Annotated in this window: 16 protein-coding genes; 1 reads left to right on the top strand and 15 read right to left on the bottom strand. The window is 70.2% G+C overall.

The features are described from left to right. Positions 1–48 precede the first annotated feature (48 nt). From RH864_RS06365 to RH864_RS06310, 12 genes are all read right to left on the bottom strand, one after another. Positions 49–1,248, bottom strand: a complete 1,200-nt coding sequence (locus tag RH864_RS06365) for an ATP-binding protein (protein WP_310516678.1) — start codon at positions 1,246–1,248, stop codon at positions 49–51. A 119-nt stretch (positions 1,249–1,367) separates the two neighbouring features. Further along, the gene (locus tag RH864_RS06360) at positions 1,368–2,138 is read right to left on the bottom strand and encodes an enoyl-CoA hydratase/isomerase family protein (RefSeq protein ID WP_310516677.1); all 771 of its coding nucleotides are present in this window, start codon (positions 2,136–2,138) and stop codon (positions 1,368–1,370) included. 9 nt (positions 2,139–2,147) lie between these two features. Then, a complete protein-coding gene (gene paaE, locus RH864_RS06355; protein ID WP_310516676.1) occupies positions 2,148–3,305 on the bottom strand; it encodes a 1,2-phenylacetyl-CoA epoxidase subunit PaaE in 1,158 nt (385 codons plus the stop codon). Then, positions 3,305–3,796, bottom strand: coding sequence for a 1,2-phenylacetyl-CoA epoxidase subunit PaaD (paaD, locus tag RH864_RS06350; RefSeq protein WP_310516717.1), 492 nt, complete (start codon positions 3,794–3,796; stop codon positions 3,305–3,307). The genes paaE and paaD overlap by 1 nt, the downstream gene beginning before the upstream one ends. Next, complete coding sequence (paaC, locus tag RH864_RS06345) at positions 3,790–4,653, bottom strand: 1,2-phenylacetyl-CoA epoxidase subunit PaaC (RefSeq protein ID WP_310516675.1); 864 nt, start codon at positions 4,651–4,653, stop codon at positions 3,790–3,792. Before paaC ends, paaD begins: the two co-directional genes overlap by 7 nt. Beyond that, a complete protein-coding gene (gene paaB / locus RH864_RS06340; RefSeq protein WP_310516674.1) occupies positions 4,650–4,955 on the bottom strand; it encodes a 1,2-phenylacetyl-CoA epoxidase subunit PaaB in 306 nt (101 codons plus the stop codon). The genes paaC and paaB overlap by 4 nt, the downstream gene beginning before the upstream one ends. After that, entirely contained in the window at positions 4,952–5,962 is a 1,011-nt protein-coding gene (gene paaA / locus RH864_RS06335; protein ID WP_310516673.1) for a 1,2-phenylacetyl-CoA epoxidase subunit PaaA, read from the bottom strand. Before paaA ends, paaB begins: the two co-directional genes overlap by 4 nt. Before the next feature lie 76 nt (positions 5,963–6,038). After that, positions 6,039–6,437 carry a hydroxyphenylacetyl-CoA thioesterase PaaI gene (gene paaI / locus RH864_RS06330; protein WP_310516716.1) on the bottom strand — a complete coding sequence of 133 codons (399 nt, stop codon included), beginning with the start codon at positions 6,435–6,437 and terminating at the stop codon, positions 6,039–6,041. 2 nt (positions 6,438–6,439) lie between these two features. Continuing rightward, positions 6,440–8,545, bottom strand: coding sequence for a phenylacetic acid degradation bifunctional protein PaaZ (paaZ, locus tag RH864_RS06325; protein WP_310516672.1), 2,106 nt, complete (start codon positions 8,543–8,545; stop codon positions 6,440–6,442). 68 nt (positions 8,546–8,613) lie between these two features. After that, positions 8,614–9,489: a 3-hydroxyacyl-CoA dehydrogenase family protein gene (locus tag RH864_RS06320; RefSeq protein WP_310516671.1), complete on the bottom strand. Its 876-nt coding sequence runs from the start codon at positions 9,487–9,489 to the stop codon at positions 8,614–8,616. Then, complete coding sequence (locus RH864_RS06315; protein ID WP_310516670.1) at positions 9,486–10,223, bottom strand: enoyl-CoA hydratase/isomerase family protein; 738 nt, start codon at positions 10,221–10,223, stop codon at positions 9,486–9,488. Before RH864_RS06315 ends, RH864_RS06320 begins: the two co-directional genes overlap by 4 nt. A gap of 52 nt (positions 10,224–10,275) precedes the next feature. Further along, on the bottom strand, positions 10,276–11,466 hold the full coding sequence (locus RH864_RS06310) for a thiolase family protein (protein ID WP_310516669.1): 1,191 nt from the start codon (positions 11,464–11,466) through the stop codon (positions 10,276–10,278). A gap of 158 nt (positions 11,467–11,624) precedes the next feature. Between RH864_RS06310 and RH864_RS06305 the strand changes: the two genes are divergently transcribed. Next, positions 11,625–12,260: a TetR/AcrR family transcriptional regulator gene (locus RH864_RS06305; protein WP_310516668.1), complete on the top strand. Its 636-nt coding sequence runs from the start codon at positions 11,625–11,627 to the stop codon at positions 12,258–12,260. 29 nt (positions 12,261–12,289) lie between these two features. On the opposite strand, the gene RH864_RS06300 is transcribed toward RH864_RS06305, so the two are convergent. The 3 genes from RH864_RS06300 to RH864_RS06290 form a co-directional block, all read right to left on the bottom strand. Then, a complete protein-coding gene (locus tag RH864_RS06300) occupies positions 12,290–12,565 on the bottom strand; it encodes a TraR/DksA family transcriptional regulator (RefSeq protein ID WP_310516667.1) in 276 nt (91 codons plus the stop codon). Between the two features lie 252 nt (positions 12,566–12,817). Continuing rightward, positions 12,818–14,221 carry an FAD-dependent oxidoreductase gene (locus RH864_RS06295; protein WP_310516666.1) on the bottom strand — a complete coding sequence of 468 codons (1,404 nt, stop codon included), beginning with the start codon at positions 14,219–14,221 and terminating at the stop codon, positions 12,818–12,820. Then, positions 14,214–15,848 carry an FAD-dependent oxidoreductase gene (locus RH864_RS06290; RefSeq protein ID WP_310516665.1) on the bottom strand — a complete coding sequence of 545 codons (1,635 nt, stop codon included), beginning with the start codon at positions 15,846–15,848 and terminating at the stop codon, positions 14,214–14,216. The genes RH864_RS06295 and RH864_RS06290 overlap by 8 nt, the downstream gene beginning before the upstream one ends. Positions 15,849–16,038 lie beyond the last annotated feature (190 nt).

Raw genomic sequence — 16,038 nt, 5'->3', positions numbered from 1 at the left:
GCAGGGCGAGCTCGTCGACGACGCGAACCGGAGGCGCTGACCCCTGGGCTACACCTCGGGGAAGCCAGTGACCCGATCGTATGCACGCTCGTCGGCACGTTCGATTTCGAGCGAGAGCGCGTACTCGCGCATGTATGGGAAGGCGATGATGAAACGCCCGCGGACACCGGGGTCCGCTACCAGGATCCCCGCGTCGACCAGATCCTTTCGGTACGCGGGCAGGCCGGTCTCGCGGGTGTTGAGCACCTGCGCCATCTCCTTCGGCGTGATCTCCGGATTCCCGGCGATCGTTCGGATGATCAGCCGCTGTTTCGCCGTCAGCTCGTCGTACGCGACACCTGCGACGGAGCCGATCACCGTCTCCAGGAACGCCGAGCGCACCGCGAGCACATCTTCGAGGCTCACAGGCCCGCCGTTCGCGTGCTCATACGCGAGATATCCGATCTCCTGGATCATGTAGGTATTGCCACGACTCAATGCCGCCATGGCCTCGATCGCCGGCTCGGCGATCGAGGTGTCGGATGCGCGCGCGATCGCCCGGATGACCTCCATGCTCTCGGCGTACGTGAACTCATCGAGCCTGATCTCCTGGGCGCGCGTGAGGAACGAGATGTGCTGATTTCGGCGCGCCCGTTCGATCGGAATCGGCAGGCCCGAGAGGACGACGGCAACCGGCAGCTCGTCTTCGATGAGCGATTGGTAGGCGCTCGAGAACGAGATGATCTGCTCGAGGGTCGCGTCGCGGGCATGCTTGAAGTTCATCTCGTCGATGACGATCATCAGCCCGGGCATCTTCCGCTTCAGCAGGAGATCGATGAGCGCCCGAATCGAGGCGCCGAACGGACGTGCGTGCGCGTCGGTCGCCCGTTTGGAACGCGTGAGTTTCGCACCGGGGATCCCGACACCGAATGCGGTGAGCCCGATATTGATCTCCGCGAGGGAGAGATTCGGCCTCCGGTGCAGCTCATCGATGAGCCAGTCGACGGCGTAGTGGACATCGTTCAGGAACCCCCGCTTGGCGCCGACCCGCAACACCGGAATGCCCATGGCCTCGGCCCGGCGCACCGTGGCCGTCAGTAGCGTGGTCTTGCCGATACCGCGATTGCCCGTGATGATCGTGGCGCGACTGTGCGCGGGTCGTCGAGCGCCGAGGGTGAATGAGGTGCGATCGATGAGCGCCATCTCCGTGTCCCGCCCGTACAAGACCGTTGGTGGCGTTCCGAATCCCGGGGTGAACGGGTTGGGCATGGTGCCTCCTGCCGGTGTCGCCGTCATCGCGATAGTGGCGCTCTTTCTTATAAACTTATAATACGCTCCTTCTTATAACGCGGGGAATCGAGAGGGTCTCGAACCTCCGAGCGAGCCGGTCACACCCCGGTAAACGTCGGCGTGCGCTTCTCCTGGAACGCCGCGAAGCCCTCACGGTAGTCGGAGGTGTCGCACAGAGCGGCCTGCGCGGCGTTCTCAGCCGACATCGACGCCCAGAGGCCGAGGCGCTCGTCGCGGAGCTCCGCGATCAGGCGTTTGCTCGCGAGGAACGCCGCGGTCGCGCCATCCGCCGCCTTCGTGGCCGCCGCCTCGACGGCCGCACCGACCTCGTCGGCCGGATACGCCGCGGAGAACAGGCCGGCGGTGACCGCCTCGGTGCCGCTCATCAACCGCCCCGTATAGATGAGGTCGAGCGTCTTGTGCGCCCCGAGACGTTCGAAGAACAGCGCGTGACCGCCCGAGTCGAGCGTCGCGCCGAGCGCCGCGAACGGCGAGCCGATCTTCGCGTTCTCCGCCACATAGACGACGTCGGTGGCGATCAGCAGCCCGAGACCCACGCCGAGGCACGCGCCGTGCGCCGCAGCGAACGTCGGCGCCGGGAACGCCGACATCCGCTTGAGCACGGGCGTGACCAGCCCATCGAGATAGCCCATGACGTCGTCGTCACGCGGGTCGACGTCGGCGATATCGCGGCCCGCGCAGAACGCGCGCCCCTCACCGCGAAGCACGAGCGCACGCACGCCCGCGCGCTCAGCCTCGGCGTACGCGTCGCCGAGCTCACGCACGGCTCCCTCGTCGAGGGCGTTGAGCTTGCCCGGGTTGTTCAGCGTGACGTAGGCGACAGCATCGTCGATGCGCAGGTCGATCACTGGGGCTCCTTAGACGTCGTAGTCCACGACCACCCGGTCGGAGGTCGGGTGGGACTGGCAGGTGAGGACGTACCCGCGCTCGAGCTCGTCCGGCTCGAGCGCATAGTTCTCGCTCATGTTCACGGCGCCCGAGACGATCCGGGCGCGACACGTGCCGCACACGCCGCCCGCGCACGCGAACGGCACATCTGGACGGACGCGCAGTGCGGCGTTGAGGATCGACTCGCGCGCACTCACCGGGCTCTCGACCGAGCCGCTCTGGCCGTCGAGCGTGAACTCGACCGTGAAGACCGGCTCGTCGGCCCGCACCACGACGGGCCGGCCGCTGTTGCCCTCCGGCCGGTTGTCGGCGCCCGTCGTGAACAGCTCGTAGCGCACGTGATCCCTCGCCACGCCGATCTCCTCGAGCGTGTCACGGCAGAGCTGCACGAGCTCGAACGGTCCGCACAGGAACCACTCGTCGATGGTCTCGGGCAGCACGAGCGCGTCGAGGATCGTGCGCAGCTTCTCGGCGTCGATCCGGCCGGAGAGCACGGGCGCCGAACGCTGCTCGCGCGAGAGCACGTGATGCACCGCCAGGCGCGTGGGGTACCGGTCCTTGAGATCGGCGAGCTCCTCGAGGAACATCACGTCGAGCGTCGAACGGTTCGTGTAGACGAGCGTGAACTGCGCGGTCGCCGACCGCGACAGGATCGTCGACGCGAGCGCCATCACGGGCGTGATCCCCGATCCCGCGGCGATGCCGGCGACGTGCGTGCCGTCGAGCGCGCTCAGCGAGGACGTGAACGTGCCCTGCGGGCTCATCACGTCGAGCGCCATGCCCGGCCGCAGCTCGGTCTGCGCCCACGTCGAGAAGCGGCCGCCGAGATCGCGCTTGATCGCGACGCTGACCGAGCCCGGCACGGGCGGACGGCACAGCGAGTAGGATCGCCGCACCTCATGCCCGTCGAGCTCGGCGCGGAGCGCCACGTACTGCCCGGGCAGGTACTGATACTCCTCGTGCAGGTGCTCGGGGACGTCGAACGTCACCTCGACGGAGTCCGCCGTGAGCGGCCGCACCGCGGCGACGTCGAGGGGGTGGAACCGGGCGCGCTTGCGACCGGCCGCCGGCCGGCCGCCGACCGTGCTGCGCAGGAACGCCTCAGCGGTCTCCTCTTGGAATTCCATCAGTGCACCTTGAAGTGATCGAAGGGTTCGAGGCACGCCCGGCACTCGTACAGCGACTTGCACGACGTCGAGCCGAACCGCGACACCTCACGCGTGTCGAGCGACCCGCAGCGCGGGCAGCGCACGCCGAGCTGCAGCCGGATCGGGCCGGCCGGACGCGTGCCCGTGGGCGGCGCGATCCCGTATCGGGTGAGCTTCTGCTTGCCGTCCTCGGACATCCAGTCGGTGGTCCACGCGGGCGACAGCGTCATCTTCACCTCGACGTCGTCGTACCCCGCCGCGGTCAGCGCGAGCGTCACGTCGTCGCGGATCGTCGCCATCGCCGGGCAGCCCGAGTACGTCGGCGTGATCGTGACGGTCACGTGGCCCGCGTCGACCTCGACGTCGCGCAGGATGCCGAGATCCTCGATCGTGAGGACCGGCACCTCGGGATCGCAGACCGCGGCCGCGAGCTCCCAGGCCCGCCGCGAGGCATCCGTGCCGCTCACCAGGTCGCCCCCGGATGCTGGCGCGCGAGGACCTGCATCTCCGCGAGCAGGAAGCCGAGCGTCGGGAAGTGCGTGCCCGACCGGCCGCCGGCCGATGAGGGCTGCCCCGCCGGGACCTCGAGCCCGGCCTCGGCGAACACCGCGTCGATCACGGCGTCGAACCCGGCGCGCAGCGCCGACGGGCGCGCCGCGACGCCCTCGAGCCGGTCGATCAGGTCGTCGTCGCGGAACAGCTCGTCGACGTAGGGCCAGACGTCGCCGATCGCGCGGATGATCCGGGTGCGCGACTCGTCGGTGCCGCCCGCGAGGCGAAGCGTCCACTGCACGGCGTGGTCGCGGTGGTACTCAACCTCCTTGACCGACTTCGCGGCGATCGCCGCGAACGTCTCATCGCTCGAGTCCCGCAGGTTGGAGTACAGCTCGAACAGGTAGACGGATGCCACGAGCTGACGCGCGATCGTCTGGGCGAAGTCGCCATTGGGCTGCTCGAAGAGCCACGCGGAACGGAACTCGGACTCGTCGCGGAAGTACGCCAGGTCGTCCTCCGACCGGCCGTCGAAGGTGCCCGCGTAGCGCAGCAGCGACCGCGCATGCCCCAGCACGTCGAGGGCGATGTTCGCGAGCGCGAGATCCTCTTCGAGCTCCGGTCCCCGGGCGATCCACCGCGACAGCTGCTGCGCGAGGATGAGCGCGTCGTCGCCGAGCCGCAGCGCATACTCCGCGACATCGGCGCTGGCCGCGCGGCCTTCCGCGCCGGCCAGCTCGGCCGACAGCTCGACCCGGTCGACGGTGACGTCGCCGTGCAGATCGCCGTGCGGGTCGCCGTGCGGATCGAACTCAGTCTGGGCGGGCGCGCTCACAGGTGCGGCACCCCCTCGGACGCGGTGTAGTACACCGCGTGGCGGTAGTTCTTGCCGGCCGGCGACTCGAAGAACGCGCCCTTCGAGTCGGGGTCGCTCGTCGTGATCGCGTCGGCCGGGACGACCCACACCGACGTGCCCTCACCGCGCCGGGTGTAGAGGTCGCGCGCGTTGCGGAGCGCGAGCTCGGCGTCGGGCGCGTGCAGCGAGCCGGCGTGCACGTGGCTCAGACCGCGATTGGCGCGCACGAACACCTCGTAGAGCGGCCAGGTCTCGCGATCGGATGCTCCGGGGGAGGTCATGCCGCCACCGCCCTCTGCGCCTGCTTGCTCGCATACGCGGCCGCGGCTTCGCGCACCCAGGCGCCCTCTTCGTGCGCATTCCGCCGGTTGCGGATGCGCTCGGTGTTCAGCGGGCCGCGGCCCGCGAGCACCTCGAAGAACTCGGTCCAGTCGATCTCGCTCATGTCGTACTGCCCGGTCTCGTCGTTCCAGCGCAGGTTCGGGTCGGGCAGCGTGATGCCGAGCGCCTCGGCCTGCGGCACCAGCATGCCGACGAAGCGCTGACGCAGCTCGTCGTTCGAGAACCGCTTGATCTTCCACGCCGTGGACTGCGCCGAGTTGGGCGACTGGTCGTCGGGCGGGCCGAACATCATGAGGCTCGGCCAGTACCAGCGGTCGATCGCGTCCTGCGCCATGGCCCGCTGCGCCTCGGTGCCCTGCATGAGGGTCAGCAGGATCTCGAAGCCCTGGCGCTGATGGAACGACTCCTCTTTGCAGATGCGCACCATCGCCCGGCCGTACGGCCCGTACGAGGCACGGCAGAGCGGCACCTGGTTGCAGATCGCGGCACCGTCGACGAGCCATCCGATCGCGCCCATGTCGGCCCACGTCGGCGTCGGGTAGTTGAAGATCGACGAGTACTTGGCCTTGCCGTCGATGAGCTGCTGGGTCATCTCGTCGCGCGTGATGCCGAGGGTCTGCGCGGCCGAGTAGAGGTACAGGCCGTGACCCGCCTCATCCTGCACCTTCGCCATGAGGATCGCCTTGCGCTTGAGGCTCGGCGCCCGGGTGATCCAGTTGCCCTCGGGCTGCATGCCGATGATCTCGGAGTGCGCGTGCTGCGAGATCTGGCGGATGAGCGTGCGGCGGTAGGCCTCGGGCATCCAGTCGCGCGGCTCGATGCGCTGGTCGGCGTCGATGAGCGCGTCGAACGTGCGCTGGCCTTCCAGGCTGTGCTGGCCTTCCGGGCTGTGCTGGCCTTCCAGATCGGCCGCGGTGACGGCGGTCAGGTCGGGTGCGGCGGTCATGTCGGCTCCTTTCCAGACGATCGTTATTACAGACCGATCGTTCAGTTAGTGTAACTCGCGTGCGGGTGGGCCGCAATCAGGCGGGCAGAATCCGATCGGTCGTGAGCGAGCGGCCCCGGAACTCGGCGACCACGTCGCCCGCCTCATCGGTCACGGTGACGTCGTAGACCCCGCTCCGCCCGTTCCGCGCCCGGCGCACCGCACGGGCCGTCAGCACCTGCCCGGCCCGCGTCGACTTCAGGAAGACGATGTCCGCACCCGCGGCCACCGTGACGTGCTCGTCCTCGTTGCACGCGATCGCGAACGCGGTGTCCGCGAGCGCGAACACCAGCCCGCCGTGCGTGATGTCGAACCCATTGAGCATGTCGTCGCGCACGACCATGCTGACGACGGACTCGCCCGGCTCGTCCAGCTCGACCCGCATCCCCAGGGCGGTCGAGGCCCGGTCCCGCTGCATCATCCGACGCAGCGGGATGGTCACGTGGTCACCGCCTCGGCGGTGACCGGCGACGAGACCTCCGCCGAGGCATCCGCCCCATGCTTCGCGACGAGCGTGAGCACGTCGTACTGCGCGATGACCTCGTCCTCCTGGTTGTGGATCACGGCATCCCAGCGCACCTCGCCGTACTCGTCCGTCTCGCGGGGCGTGATCTCCTTGGCGGTGAGCGTGACGCGAATGCGGTCGCCGGGTGAGACGGGCGTGAGGAACCGCAGGTTCTCGAGGCCGTAGTTGGCGAGCACGGGGCCCGGCGCCGGGTCGACGAACAAGCCGGCAGCCCACGACACGAGCAGGTAGCCGTGCGCGACCCGACCCGGGAAGAAGGGATTCGCGGCAGCGGCCTCCTCATCCATGTGGGCGTAGAACGTGTCCCCGGTGAACTCGGCGAACGTCTCGATGTCGGCGAGCGTGACCTCGCGCTGCTCGGAGCGGACCTGGTCGCCGATGCGCAGCTCGGCGAGCGACTTGCGGAACGGATGCGTCCCGCTCGCCTCGGCCGCCGCGCCCGCATGCCAGACGCCGGTGAGCGCGGTCAGCATCTCGGGCGAGCCCTGCACGGCCGTGCGCTGCATGTAGTGCAGCACGGCGCGGATGCCGCCGAGCTCCTCGCTGCCGCCCGCGCGTCCGGGGCCACCGTGCACCAGGTGCGGAACCGGCGAGCCGTGCCCTGTCGAGGTGCGGGCGTTCTCCCGGCTGAGGAACAGCACGCGGCCGTTGTACGCGCCGATGCCGCGCAGCAGCTCGACCGCGACGGCCGAATCGTGCGTCGCGACGCTCGTCACGAGCGATCCCCCGCCGCGACCGACGAGCTCCGCGGCCTCCTCGAGCGAGTCGTAGGTCAGCACGCTCGCGACCGGCCCGAAGGCCTCGACCGTGTGCACCGCGTCGGCGGCCGCATCGTCGAACCCGATCAGCATGGGTGCGACGAACGCGCCGTCGGGCGCGGGCCCGGTCGAGCCGTCGGCCAGCGTCACCTCGGGCGCGTCGGTCGAGCCGAGCAGGATGCGCCCGCCCGCGGCCTGCAGCTTGCCGACCTGACCCAGCACCTCGTCACGCTGCTCGACCGACACCAGCGGCCCCATCGTGACACCCTCGGCGTGCGGGTCGCCGATCACGACGCGCTCGGCGATCTTCTCGCGCACGGCGTCGACGAAGGCGTCGGCGGTGCCCGCGGGCACGATCGCGCGGCGGATGGCGGTGCACTTCTGCCCGGCCTTCGTGGTCAGCTCGACCAGGAGCTGCTTGACGTACGCGTCGAACTCGGGCGTGCCCGGGGTCGCGTCGAGGCCGAGCACCGAGGCGTTGATCGAGTCCGTCTCCCGGGTGAAGCGCACGCCGTCCGGGCACTGCGCCTTGAGCCGCTCAGCGGTCGAGGCACTGCCCGTGAAGCCGACGAGGTCGCCGAGTCGAAGCTGCTCGAACAGCCCCGGCAGGCTCCCCGACACGAGCTGGAGCGAGCCGTCAGGCAGTAGCCCGGACTCCACGAGGATGCGCACCCACGCCTCGGCGATGTAGGCCGTGGGCGTCGCGGGCTTCACGACCGTCGGCACGCCCGCGAGGAACGCGGGCGCGAACTTCTCGAGCGCACCCCACATGGGGAAGTTGAACGCGTTGATCTGCACCGCGACGCCCGGCAGGCGCGTGTACACGTGCTGCCCGAGGAAACTGCCGTCCTTCGACAGGGGCTCAGGAGCGCCGTCGACGTAGACCTGCGAGTTCGGCAGCTCGCGGCGACCCTTCGACGAGTACGTGAACAGCACGCCGATGCCGCCGTCGACATCGCTGAGCGAGTCGCGCTGGGTGGATCCGGAACGCTTCGAGAGCTCGTACAGCTCGTCCTTCCGCGCGCTGAGCGCGAGCGCGAACTGCTTCAACAGCACCGCGCGCTGGTGGAACGTCAGGGCGCCGAGGCTGCGCTGGCCGACCCCGCGCGCGTACTCGAGCGCGCCGGCGAGGTCGATGCCGTCCGTGCTGACCCGCGTGACGAGCTCACCGGTCGAGGCATCCCGCACGTCGACGGCGTCCGCATCCGACGATGGCGACCACCACCGGCCCTGCAGGTAGCTGGGGAGGATGTCGGTCATCGTTCGCTCCATTCGTAGAATCCTCGGCCGCTCTTGCGGCCGAGCCGGCCCTCGACGCCGGCCATACGTCAGTCATCCCATTCGTAGAATCCGCGGCCGCTCTTGCGACCGAGCCGGCCCTCGGCGACCAGTCGCCGCAATAGTTCCGGCGGCTCGAACCGCGCGCCGAGCTTGGCGTGCAGCTCCTCCGCGATGCCGAGCCGGACGTCCAGCCCGACGAGGTCGGTCGTGCGCAGCGGGCCGACCGGGTGCCGATAGCCCTGCTCCATCGCCGTGTCGATATCGGCCGCGCTCGCGACCTCCTCCTCGACCATCCGGATCGCCTCGAGCGCGAGCGCGACGCCGAGCCGGCTCGACGCGAAGCCCGGAGCATCCCGCACCACCACCGGCGCCTTGCCGAGCGCCGCGACCCACTCGCGGGCGCGAGGCTCCAGATCCGCGCCCGTGGCGGACCCGATCACGATCTCGACCAGCGACGAGGCCGGCACGGGATTGAAGAAGTGCAGGCCGAGGAAGTCGCCCGGCCGCTCGAGCGCCGACGCGAGATCATCGATCGAGATCGACGAGGTGTTGCTCGCGAGCACCGCACCCGGCGCGAGCGCCCGCTCGGCGCGTCGCAGCGTCTCCACCTTGACCTGCCGGTCCTCGAAGACGGCCTCGACCACGAGGCCGCACGCGCCGAGCGCGTCGACGTCGGTGGCCGTCGAGACCGCGGCCGAGAGTGCGTCGAGCGGCCGGCCGGTCGCCCCCTTCTCGACCGAACGGGCCAGGCTCGCGTGCACGCGTTCGGCGGCCGCGGCAGCGGCTGCGTCGTCGCGCTCGACGATGGTGACCCGGGAACCGGCCAGCACGAACGCGTGCGCGATCCCGGCGCCCATGCGGCCGCCGCCGATCACGCCGACGAGTTCGGGGATGGGCTGGGCTGAATGTTCCGGATCGCTCATCGCTTTTTCCTCTCGAGGAACGCCGTCATGCGGCGGTGCTTCTCGGACGACTCGAACAGCTCGGCCTGCAGGTCGAGCTCGATCTCCGGGTGCGCGTCGGCCGGTGCGAGCAGGGCGCGCTTGGTGTACCGCGTGGCGAGCGGATCGTTCGCGGCGATCCGATCGGCGATGGCATGCGCGGCGGGCATCAGCTCATCGGCCGGATGAATCGCCGAGAGCAGTCCCCACTCGAGCGCTTCGTCGGCGGTCAGCGCCCGGCCCGTGTACAGCAGCTCGGCCGCGCGGGCCTCGCCGACGATCTGCGGCAGCCGCCAGGTGGCCCCGGCCGCGGCGATGATGCCGAGGCCGGTCTCGGGATTGCCGATCTTCACACTCGGCGTGCCGATCCGGAGGTCGGCGGCGTACGCGAGCTCGGCGCCGCCGCCGAGGGCATACCCGTCGATCGCGGCGATCACCGGCATCGGCAGCAGCCGGACGCGACGGAACGCGGTCGAGTTGATGCCCTTGCGGGCATCCTCCGCCGTGCGGTCACGGAGCTGCCCGATGTCGGCGCCAGAGGCGAACACCCCGCCCGCGCCCGTGATGATGAGCGTGCGCGGCGTCGCCTCGAGCTCGGCGCAGATCTCGTGCAGCGCATCGATCGTCTGCTGGTCGATGGCGTTGCGCACGTCGGGGCGGTCGAGGGTCACGACCACCCGGTCGGAGAGCCGCTCGACGCGGAGCGTCTCAGACATGGACTGCGGCTCCGGCGTCGGCTCCGGCGTCGGCTCCGGCATCGACTGTGATTCAGGCATCGACCCGCTCCAGGATCATCGCGGTGCCCTGCCCGACGCCCACGCACATGGTCGCAAGGCCGTACCGCACGCCCTCGCGCTCCATGCGTCCGAGCAGCGTCACCAGCAGGCGGCTTCCACTCGACCCCAGCGGATGCCCCAGGGCGATCGCCCCACCGTCGGCGTTGACGGTCTCCGGGTCGAGGCCGAGTCGTCGCATCGACGCGATCGATTGCGTCGCGAACGCCTCGTTCAGCTCGACGGCGCCCAGGTCGCCGACCGTGAGCCCCGCCTTGGCGAGGGCCTTCTCGGTGGCCGGGACCGGCCCGAGCCCCATGATCTCGGGTGCGAGTGCGGCCGAGGCTGCGCTCACGATCCGCGCGCGGGGCACGAGCCCGTGCTGCTCGATCGCGGATTCGCCGGCGACCAGGATCGCCGAGGCACCGTCGTTGAGCGAGCTCGAGTTGCCGGCCGTGACGACCGATCCGCCCCGAACGACCGGGCGCAGCCCGGCCAGCACCTCGAGCGAGGTCCCCGGGCGGGGACCCTCATCGGTGTCGACGTCGCCCTTCGCCGTCGGCACGGCGACGATCTCGTCGGCGAACCGGCCGGCGTCGATCGCCGCGAGCGCACGCTGGTGGCTGCGGAGCGCGAACGCGTCGGCGTCGTCGCGGGTGATGCCGTCGACGCGCGCGACCTCCTCCGCGGTCTCGGGCATCGAGTAGGTCGCCTTGTCACGCGCGACGAGCACCGGGTTGGCGAATCGCCAGCCGATCGACGTGTCGAACGCCTCGCCCGGCTTGGCCCACGGGCGTTCGGGCTTGGCCTGCACCCAGGGCGCCCGGGTCATCGACTCGACCCCGCCCGCCAGCATGACCTCGGCGTCGCCCGCGCGGATCGCCTGGCCGGCCATCGCGACGGCCGACATGCCCGAGGCGCAGAGCCGGTTGACCGTGATGCCGGGCAGGGTGTCGGGGAGCCCGGCGAGCAACGCGGCCATGCGCGCGACGTTCCGGTTGTCCTCGCCGGCCTGATTGGCCGCACCGAAGATGATCTCGTCGATCACCTCGTGCGGGACGCCCGAGCGGGCCACCGCCTCGCGGACGACGAGTGCCGCCAGATCGTCGGGACGCGAACCGGCGAGCCGGCCGCCGTACCGGCCGACCGGTGTGCGGACCCCGCCGACCAGGAATGCTTCGGGCATCGTCAACCTCTCATCCACGAGCGATGATCGCCGTCGGTCAGATTTCCTCACCGATCGGTCAGTAATATGCCATGGAATGCGCCCGAGCGCAAAGCCTTGCGGCAGACTGAGTGATGCATCCAGCTCGATCGAGACCAGCGAGCTGTGGAAAGGTCGTGATGAGCATCGCTTCGCAGGCGCCCTCCGAATCCGCCCCCGACCGGGCGAAACGGGGTCGGCCGGGCTACGATCGCGCCCAGGTGCTCGACGTCGCGGTCCAGCTCTTCATCGAGAAGGGCTACGACGCGACATCCGTCGCCGATCTCGCCGAACGCCTCGGGCTGACCAAGTCCGCGCTCTACCACCACTTCGAGTCCAAGGAGCAGCTGCTCGCCCTCGCGCTCGACGAAGCCCTCACCGGTCTCGAGCAGGTGCTCGAGCAGCCCGCGGCGCAGACCGGCTCAGCCGCATCGCGACTCGGTCACGTGATCCGCGGCGCGGTCGTCGTCCTGATCGAGAAGCTCCCCTACGTCACGCTGCTGCTGCGCGTACGCGGCAACAGCCCCGTCGAGGTCGCCGCGCTCGAACGCCGGCGCGTGTTCGACCACCGCGTCACCGAGGTCGTGAGCACGGCACAGGCCGAGCGGCTGCTTCGCGACGACGTGGACGCCGCCGTGGCGACCCGCCTGATCTTCGGCATGGTCAACTCACTCACCGAGTGGTATCGGCCCGGCGGCCAGGTCGACGCCGAGGCGATGGCGGCCATCGTGCTCGCGACCGCGATGGACGGGATGGCCGCGGCGGAGCGGAGCTGACGGGGGTGCGCCGCTCCGCCCCGCTGCCATCACCTTCCCGCGGCCTCCTGGCACGGGACGCAGTGCTCGGTGTGCGGTCGCGCCTCGAGCCGGGCGGACGGGATCGGCTCCCGGCACGAGGTGCACAGCCCGTAGGTCCCGTCGACGATCCGGTGCAGCGCGCCGTCGATCTCGGCCATCGCGGTGCGCGCGGCGTGCGCCTGCTGCGCGGCGACCGGGTCGACATGCACCGGCGGCAGCTCGTTGATGATGCGGTGATACTCGCGTCGCTGCTCCTCGAGCGCGCGCTTCACGTCCTGGGCCATGGGGCTCTCCTTGCAAACAAAAAGAGCGCATCGCAGTATGCGACACGCTCCGAGCGGTGAAAGTGGGAATGATCACCGGGGTGGAGGAGCGCGTCGTGAGGGAAGGAGGATCAGGACCTCACCGTGGCAGGCGAGGCCGGGCGGGCACACCACGTCGCGCCCGCGCGTCATCGACGACGCGACGCGGGAGCTGAACGGGGCGGCCATGCCCCCAACCATAGCCTCGAACGCGCACGCTCGGAGGGATCCGCCTCAGGCCCCGGCGGCGGTCCGCCCGGCGATGCGGCCGAACACGACGCAATTGGTCCATGAGTTCCCCGTGCCCACATAGCGATCGCCCAGCGTGCCGCCCGTGCACTCGCCCGCGGCGAGCAGGCCGCCGACCGGTGCACCCGACCGGCCGATGACGCGTCCGTCGCCGTCGATGGCCGGCCCCACCGAGGTGAGGCAGACCGTCGCGAGACTCATTCGGGCGCCGTAGAACGGCGCGGTGCCGATCGGGCGCATGAACTCTCCCCGTTTGCCGAAGTCGGGGTCTTCCGCCCGCGCGGCGCCCTCGTTGTACCGATGCACGGTTCCTGCCAGGGTCGCACCGGGAAGGCCGAGGTCGGCGCCGAGCTGCTCGATGGTCTCCGCACGGGCCACCCGCCCCGCGGACACTTGCGCGTCGATGATCTCGCGGTTCCAGTTCGGGCTCGGCCGGCCCGGCAGGGAGGGGATCTGCAGCCGGTACTCGGCGGGCGCACCCGGCGCGGCCGCCTCCTTGGCAGCGTGGTCGAACACCACCCAGGCCTCATCACCCTGTTCGCGCACGAGCCCGTCCATGAGCCCGTAGGGCAGCGACTCGTCGCAGAACCGCAGCCCGGCCCGGTTGACGAGCAGCATCCAGCCCGGGAGATATCCCTCGAACGCCTCGGTCGTGAAGCCCGGCGTCGTCATGACGACCCCGCGACCGTGGCCGACCACCGGCACGTCGAGCTCGCGGGCGAACGTCAGCGCGTCGCCCTGGGCTCCATCGGCGCCGATGTACCAGAGCTCGTCACCGGCACGTCGGGTCGCCGGGATGAGCTCGCGGACACGCTCGGGGTCGGCGCCGAACCCGCCGGTCGCGAGCACGACCGACGACGCGAGGATCTCACCGTCGCCGGTCGAAACGCCCACGACGTGACCGTCCCGATCCAGCAGCCGCGTGACGCGTGCGTCACAGCGGATCTCGATCCCGCGTTCGCGTACGCGGTCGAGCAGCGGGTCGATGATGCCCGCCCCGCGACCGACGGCGCTATGCGTACGAGGGACCCCGTCGTAGCCTGCGTCGGACAGGAAGTCGTAGAACTCGACGCCGTGCCGCTCGAGCCACGTGATCGCCTCGGCGGACTCGTCGGCGATACGGCGGGCGCACCCCGGGCGCACCTTCCACTGCGTGTGCAGCAGGTAGTCGTGGTAGAACGCGTCAGCGGTGTCGACGATGCCGTGCCGGCGCTGAAGTTCAGTGCCCGCAGCGAGGATCATGCCGCCTGACATCCGAGACGATCCGCCCGGTTCGGCCGATGCCTCGAGCACCAGGACGGACGCCCCCGCGTCATGGGCTTCGATCGCCGCGCACAAGCCTGCCGCACCCGACCCGACGACGAGCACGTCCCACTGCGCGTCAGGCATCGACCCCGACCCGACCCACGCGCGCGAGAACCTGTGTGGCAGCCAGATACCCTTCGGTCACGATCGGACCGAGCGTGGCGCCGGCGCCGGGATACCCCTGACCGGTTGCCGACGCCGCGCAATTGCCCACTGCGTACAGGCCAGGTACGACCCGCCCGTCGGTTCGGAGCACCTCACGCTGCGGCGTCGTGCGCGGACCTCCCTTGGTGTCGAGGGTGCCGAGCGCGAGCACGGCGGCGTAGAGACGACCCGAGGTGGCCAGGCGACGCATGAGCGGGTTCGGCCCGTCGCCATCGCCGAAGCGAGCGCTCACGTACCGCTCGAACTCGGTGTCGCCGCGGCCGAAGTCCTCGTCGACACCCGCGTCCGCGAAGTCGCCGTAGCGGTCGAGGGTGACCTGCAGGTTGCCGACGAAGTCCTCGTCGAGGCGGGCATGACCGACCCGGCCGCCGAGCTCGGCAAGCTTTCCGTCGATCGCGGCGGCCAGCGCGTCGAGCGAGTCACCCGATACGACCCAGTACGGGTCGGCGCCGGGGGCGGGAACCGGGTTGCCGAAGCGGTCGATGCCCCAGCGCGCGGCGACGTGCTCGTCCCAGATGGCGATCAGCGGCATGTTCGGGTAGCGCAGCTTCACCGGATCCCAGTCGGACATGACGCGGCCATGCTCGTTGTACGGCGCCTTCTCATTGACGGCGCGCTTTCCGGCACGATTGACCTGGACCATGCCGTCGCCCAGCACGTAGAAGCTCGACATGAACGTGTCGGGCTCGCGCTCCATGCGCTCGGTGTTGATCGCGACCGTCCAGGCCTCAGAGAGGTCCCCCAGCTGGACGCCCAGGTCGAGCCCGATGCGCAGGAAGTCGCCGGTGTTCGTCGGCGCGGCGCACCCACCCATGAACGGGCCATTGAGGAATTGCAGTCGGTACTCCGGATTGTGCGTGAATCCACCGCTGGCGAAGATCACCCCCGCACGCGCCCGGATGCGCCGCACGCCGGAGGGCCCCTCGACGACGACCCCGACGACGGCACGCTCGTCGTCTTCGACGACGGCACGCACCTCGTGCTCGACGCGGATCTCAGCCCCGTGCCTCCGAGCGCCCGCGGCGAGCCGATCGACGAGCACCTGGCCGCCATCGGCCGCGCCGAGCGTCTGTGCTTCGTAGAGGGTCCGTCCCACCGGATGCAGATTCTCGGCACGGTGGCCCTGATAGTCCGAGATGCCGAACGGGGAGGGCGCGAGCCACATCGCCCCGATGCGCTCCAGCTCATCCTGGGCCGTCGGTGCGTGCGCACAGAACGCCGCGAGCATCTCGTACTCCCATTCCGGGAGCCCGAACCGTGGCGCTTCCGGATCATAGAGTGCTGGTCGGCCGAGGCGCGCGAGGAATCGGATGACGTCTTCGGCGCGATCCTCGATGCCCGCGTCGCGCAGGTACCGATTGCCGGGGATCCACAGTGCCGCGGCGGACTTCCGTGTCGTCCCGCCGATGATCCCGGCCTTCTCGAGCACGATGACCGATGCGCCGCCTTCCGCGGCGATCGCGGCCGCGCTGAGGCCGCCTGCCCCGGAGCCGACGACGATGACGTCGGTCTCCTCATCGAATGGCTCGTGCGCGACTGCGGGCATCGGTGCTCCTTCGCTCCGGGATCAGTTCGGCCAGTGCGGATGTCACTTTTCGAACACATTCGTGCATATATTGACGAGTGTGCTCCGGGTGCGTCATGCTGTCAAGGCCGACGAGGCCATCTGCGTATGACGTCCTCGGCCCCCTCGCACCTCTGAGGGTCCTTTGCGCGACGACGCGCAAGTCCGTTCG

Origin of the sequence: Agromyces aerolatus (genome assembly GCF_031432255.1) — a bacterium.
GTDB lineage: Bacteria > Actinomycetota > Actinomycetes > Actinomycetales > Microbacteriaceae > Agromyces.
This window is presented reverse-complemented; position numbering and strand designations above follow the sequence as displayed.

What these genes read in the sequence shown, in the direction of transcription:
- RH864_RS06365 (WP_310516678.1), bottom strand. Translation starts at nt 1,248, where the DNA reads ATGCCCAACCCGTTCACCCCGGGATTCGGAACGCCACCAACGGTCTTG.
- paaE (WP_310516676.1), bottom strand. Translation starts at nt 3,305, where the DNA reads ATGGAATTCCAAGAGGAGACCGCTGAGGCGTTCCTGCGCAGCACGGTC.
- paaB (WP_310516674.1), bottom strand. Translation starts at nt 4,955, where the DNA reads ATGACCTCCCCCGGAGCATCCGATCGCGAGACCTGGCCGCTCTACGAG.
- paaA (WP_310516673.1), bottom strand. Translation starts at nt 5,962, where the DNA reads ATGACCGCCGCACCCGACCTGACCGCCGTCACCGCGGCCGATCTGGAA.
- paaZ (WP_310516672.1), bottom strand. Translation starts at nt 8,545, where the DNA reads ATGACCGACATCCTCCCCAGCTACCTGCAGGGCCGGTGGTGGTCGCCA.
- RH864_RS06320 (WP_310516671.1), bottom strand. Translation starts at nt 9,489, where the DNA reads ATGAGCGATCCGGAACATTCAGCCCAGCCCATCCCCGAACTCGTCGGC.
- RH864_RS06315 (WP_310516670.1), bottom strand. Translation starts at nt 10,223, where the DNA reads ATGTCTGAGACGCTCCGCGTCGAGCGGCTCTCCGACCGGGTGGTCGTG.
- RH864_RS06310 (WP_310516669.1), bottom strand. Translation starts at nt 11,466, where the DNA reads ATGCCCGAAGCATTCCTGGTCGGCGGGGTCCGCACACCGGTCGGCCGG.
- RH864_RS06305 (WP_310516668.1), top strand. Translation starts at nt 11,625, where the DNA reads ATGAGCATCGCTTCGCAGGCGCCCTCCGAATCCGCCCCCGACCGGGCG.
- RH864_RS06300 (WP_310516667.1), bottom strand. Translation starts at nt 12,565, where the DNA reads ATGGCCCAGGACGTGAAGCGCGCGCTCGAGGAGCAGCGACGCGAGTAT.
- RH864_RS06295 (WP_310516666.1), bottom strand. Translation starts at nt 14,221, where the DNA reads ATGCCTGACGCGCAGTGGGACGTGCTCGTCGTCGGGTCGGGTGCGGCA.
- RH864_RS06290 (WP_310516665.1), bottom strand. Translation starts at nt 15,848, where the DNA reads ATGCCCGCAGTCGCGCACGAGCCATTCGATGAGGAGACCGACGTCATC.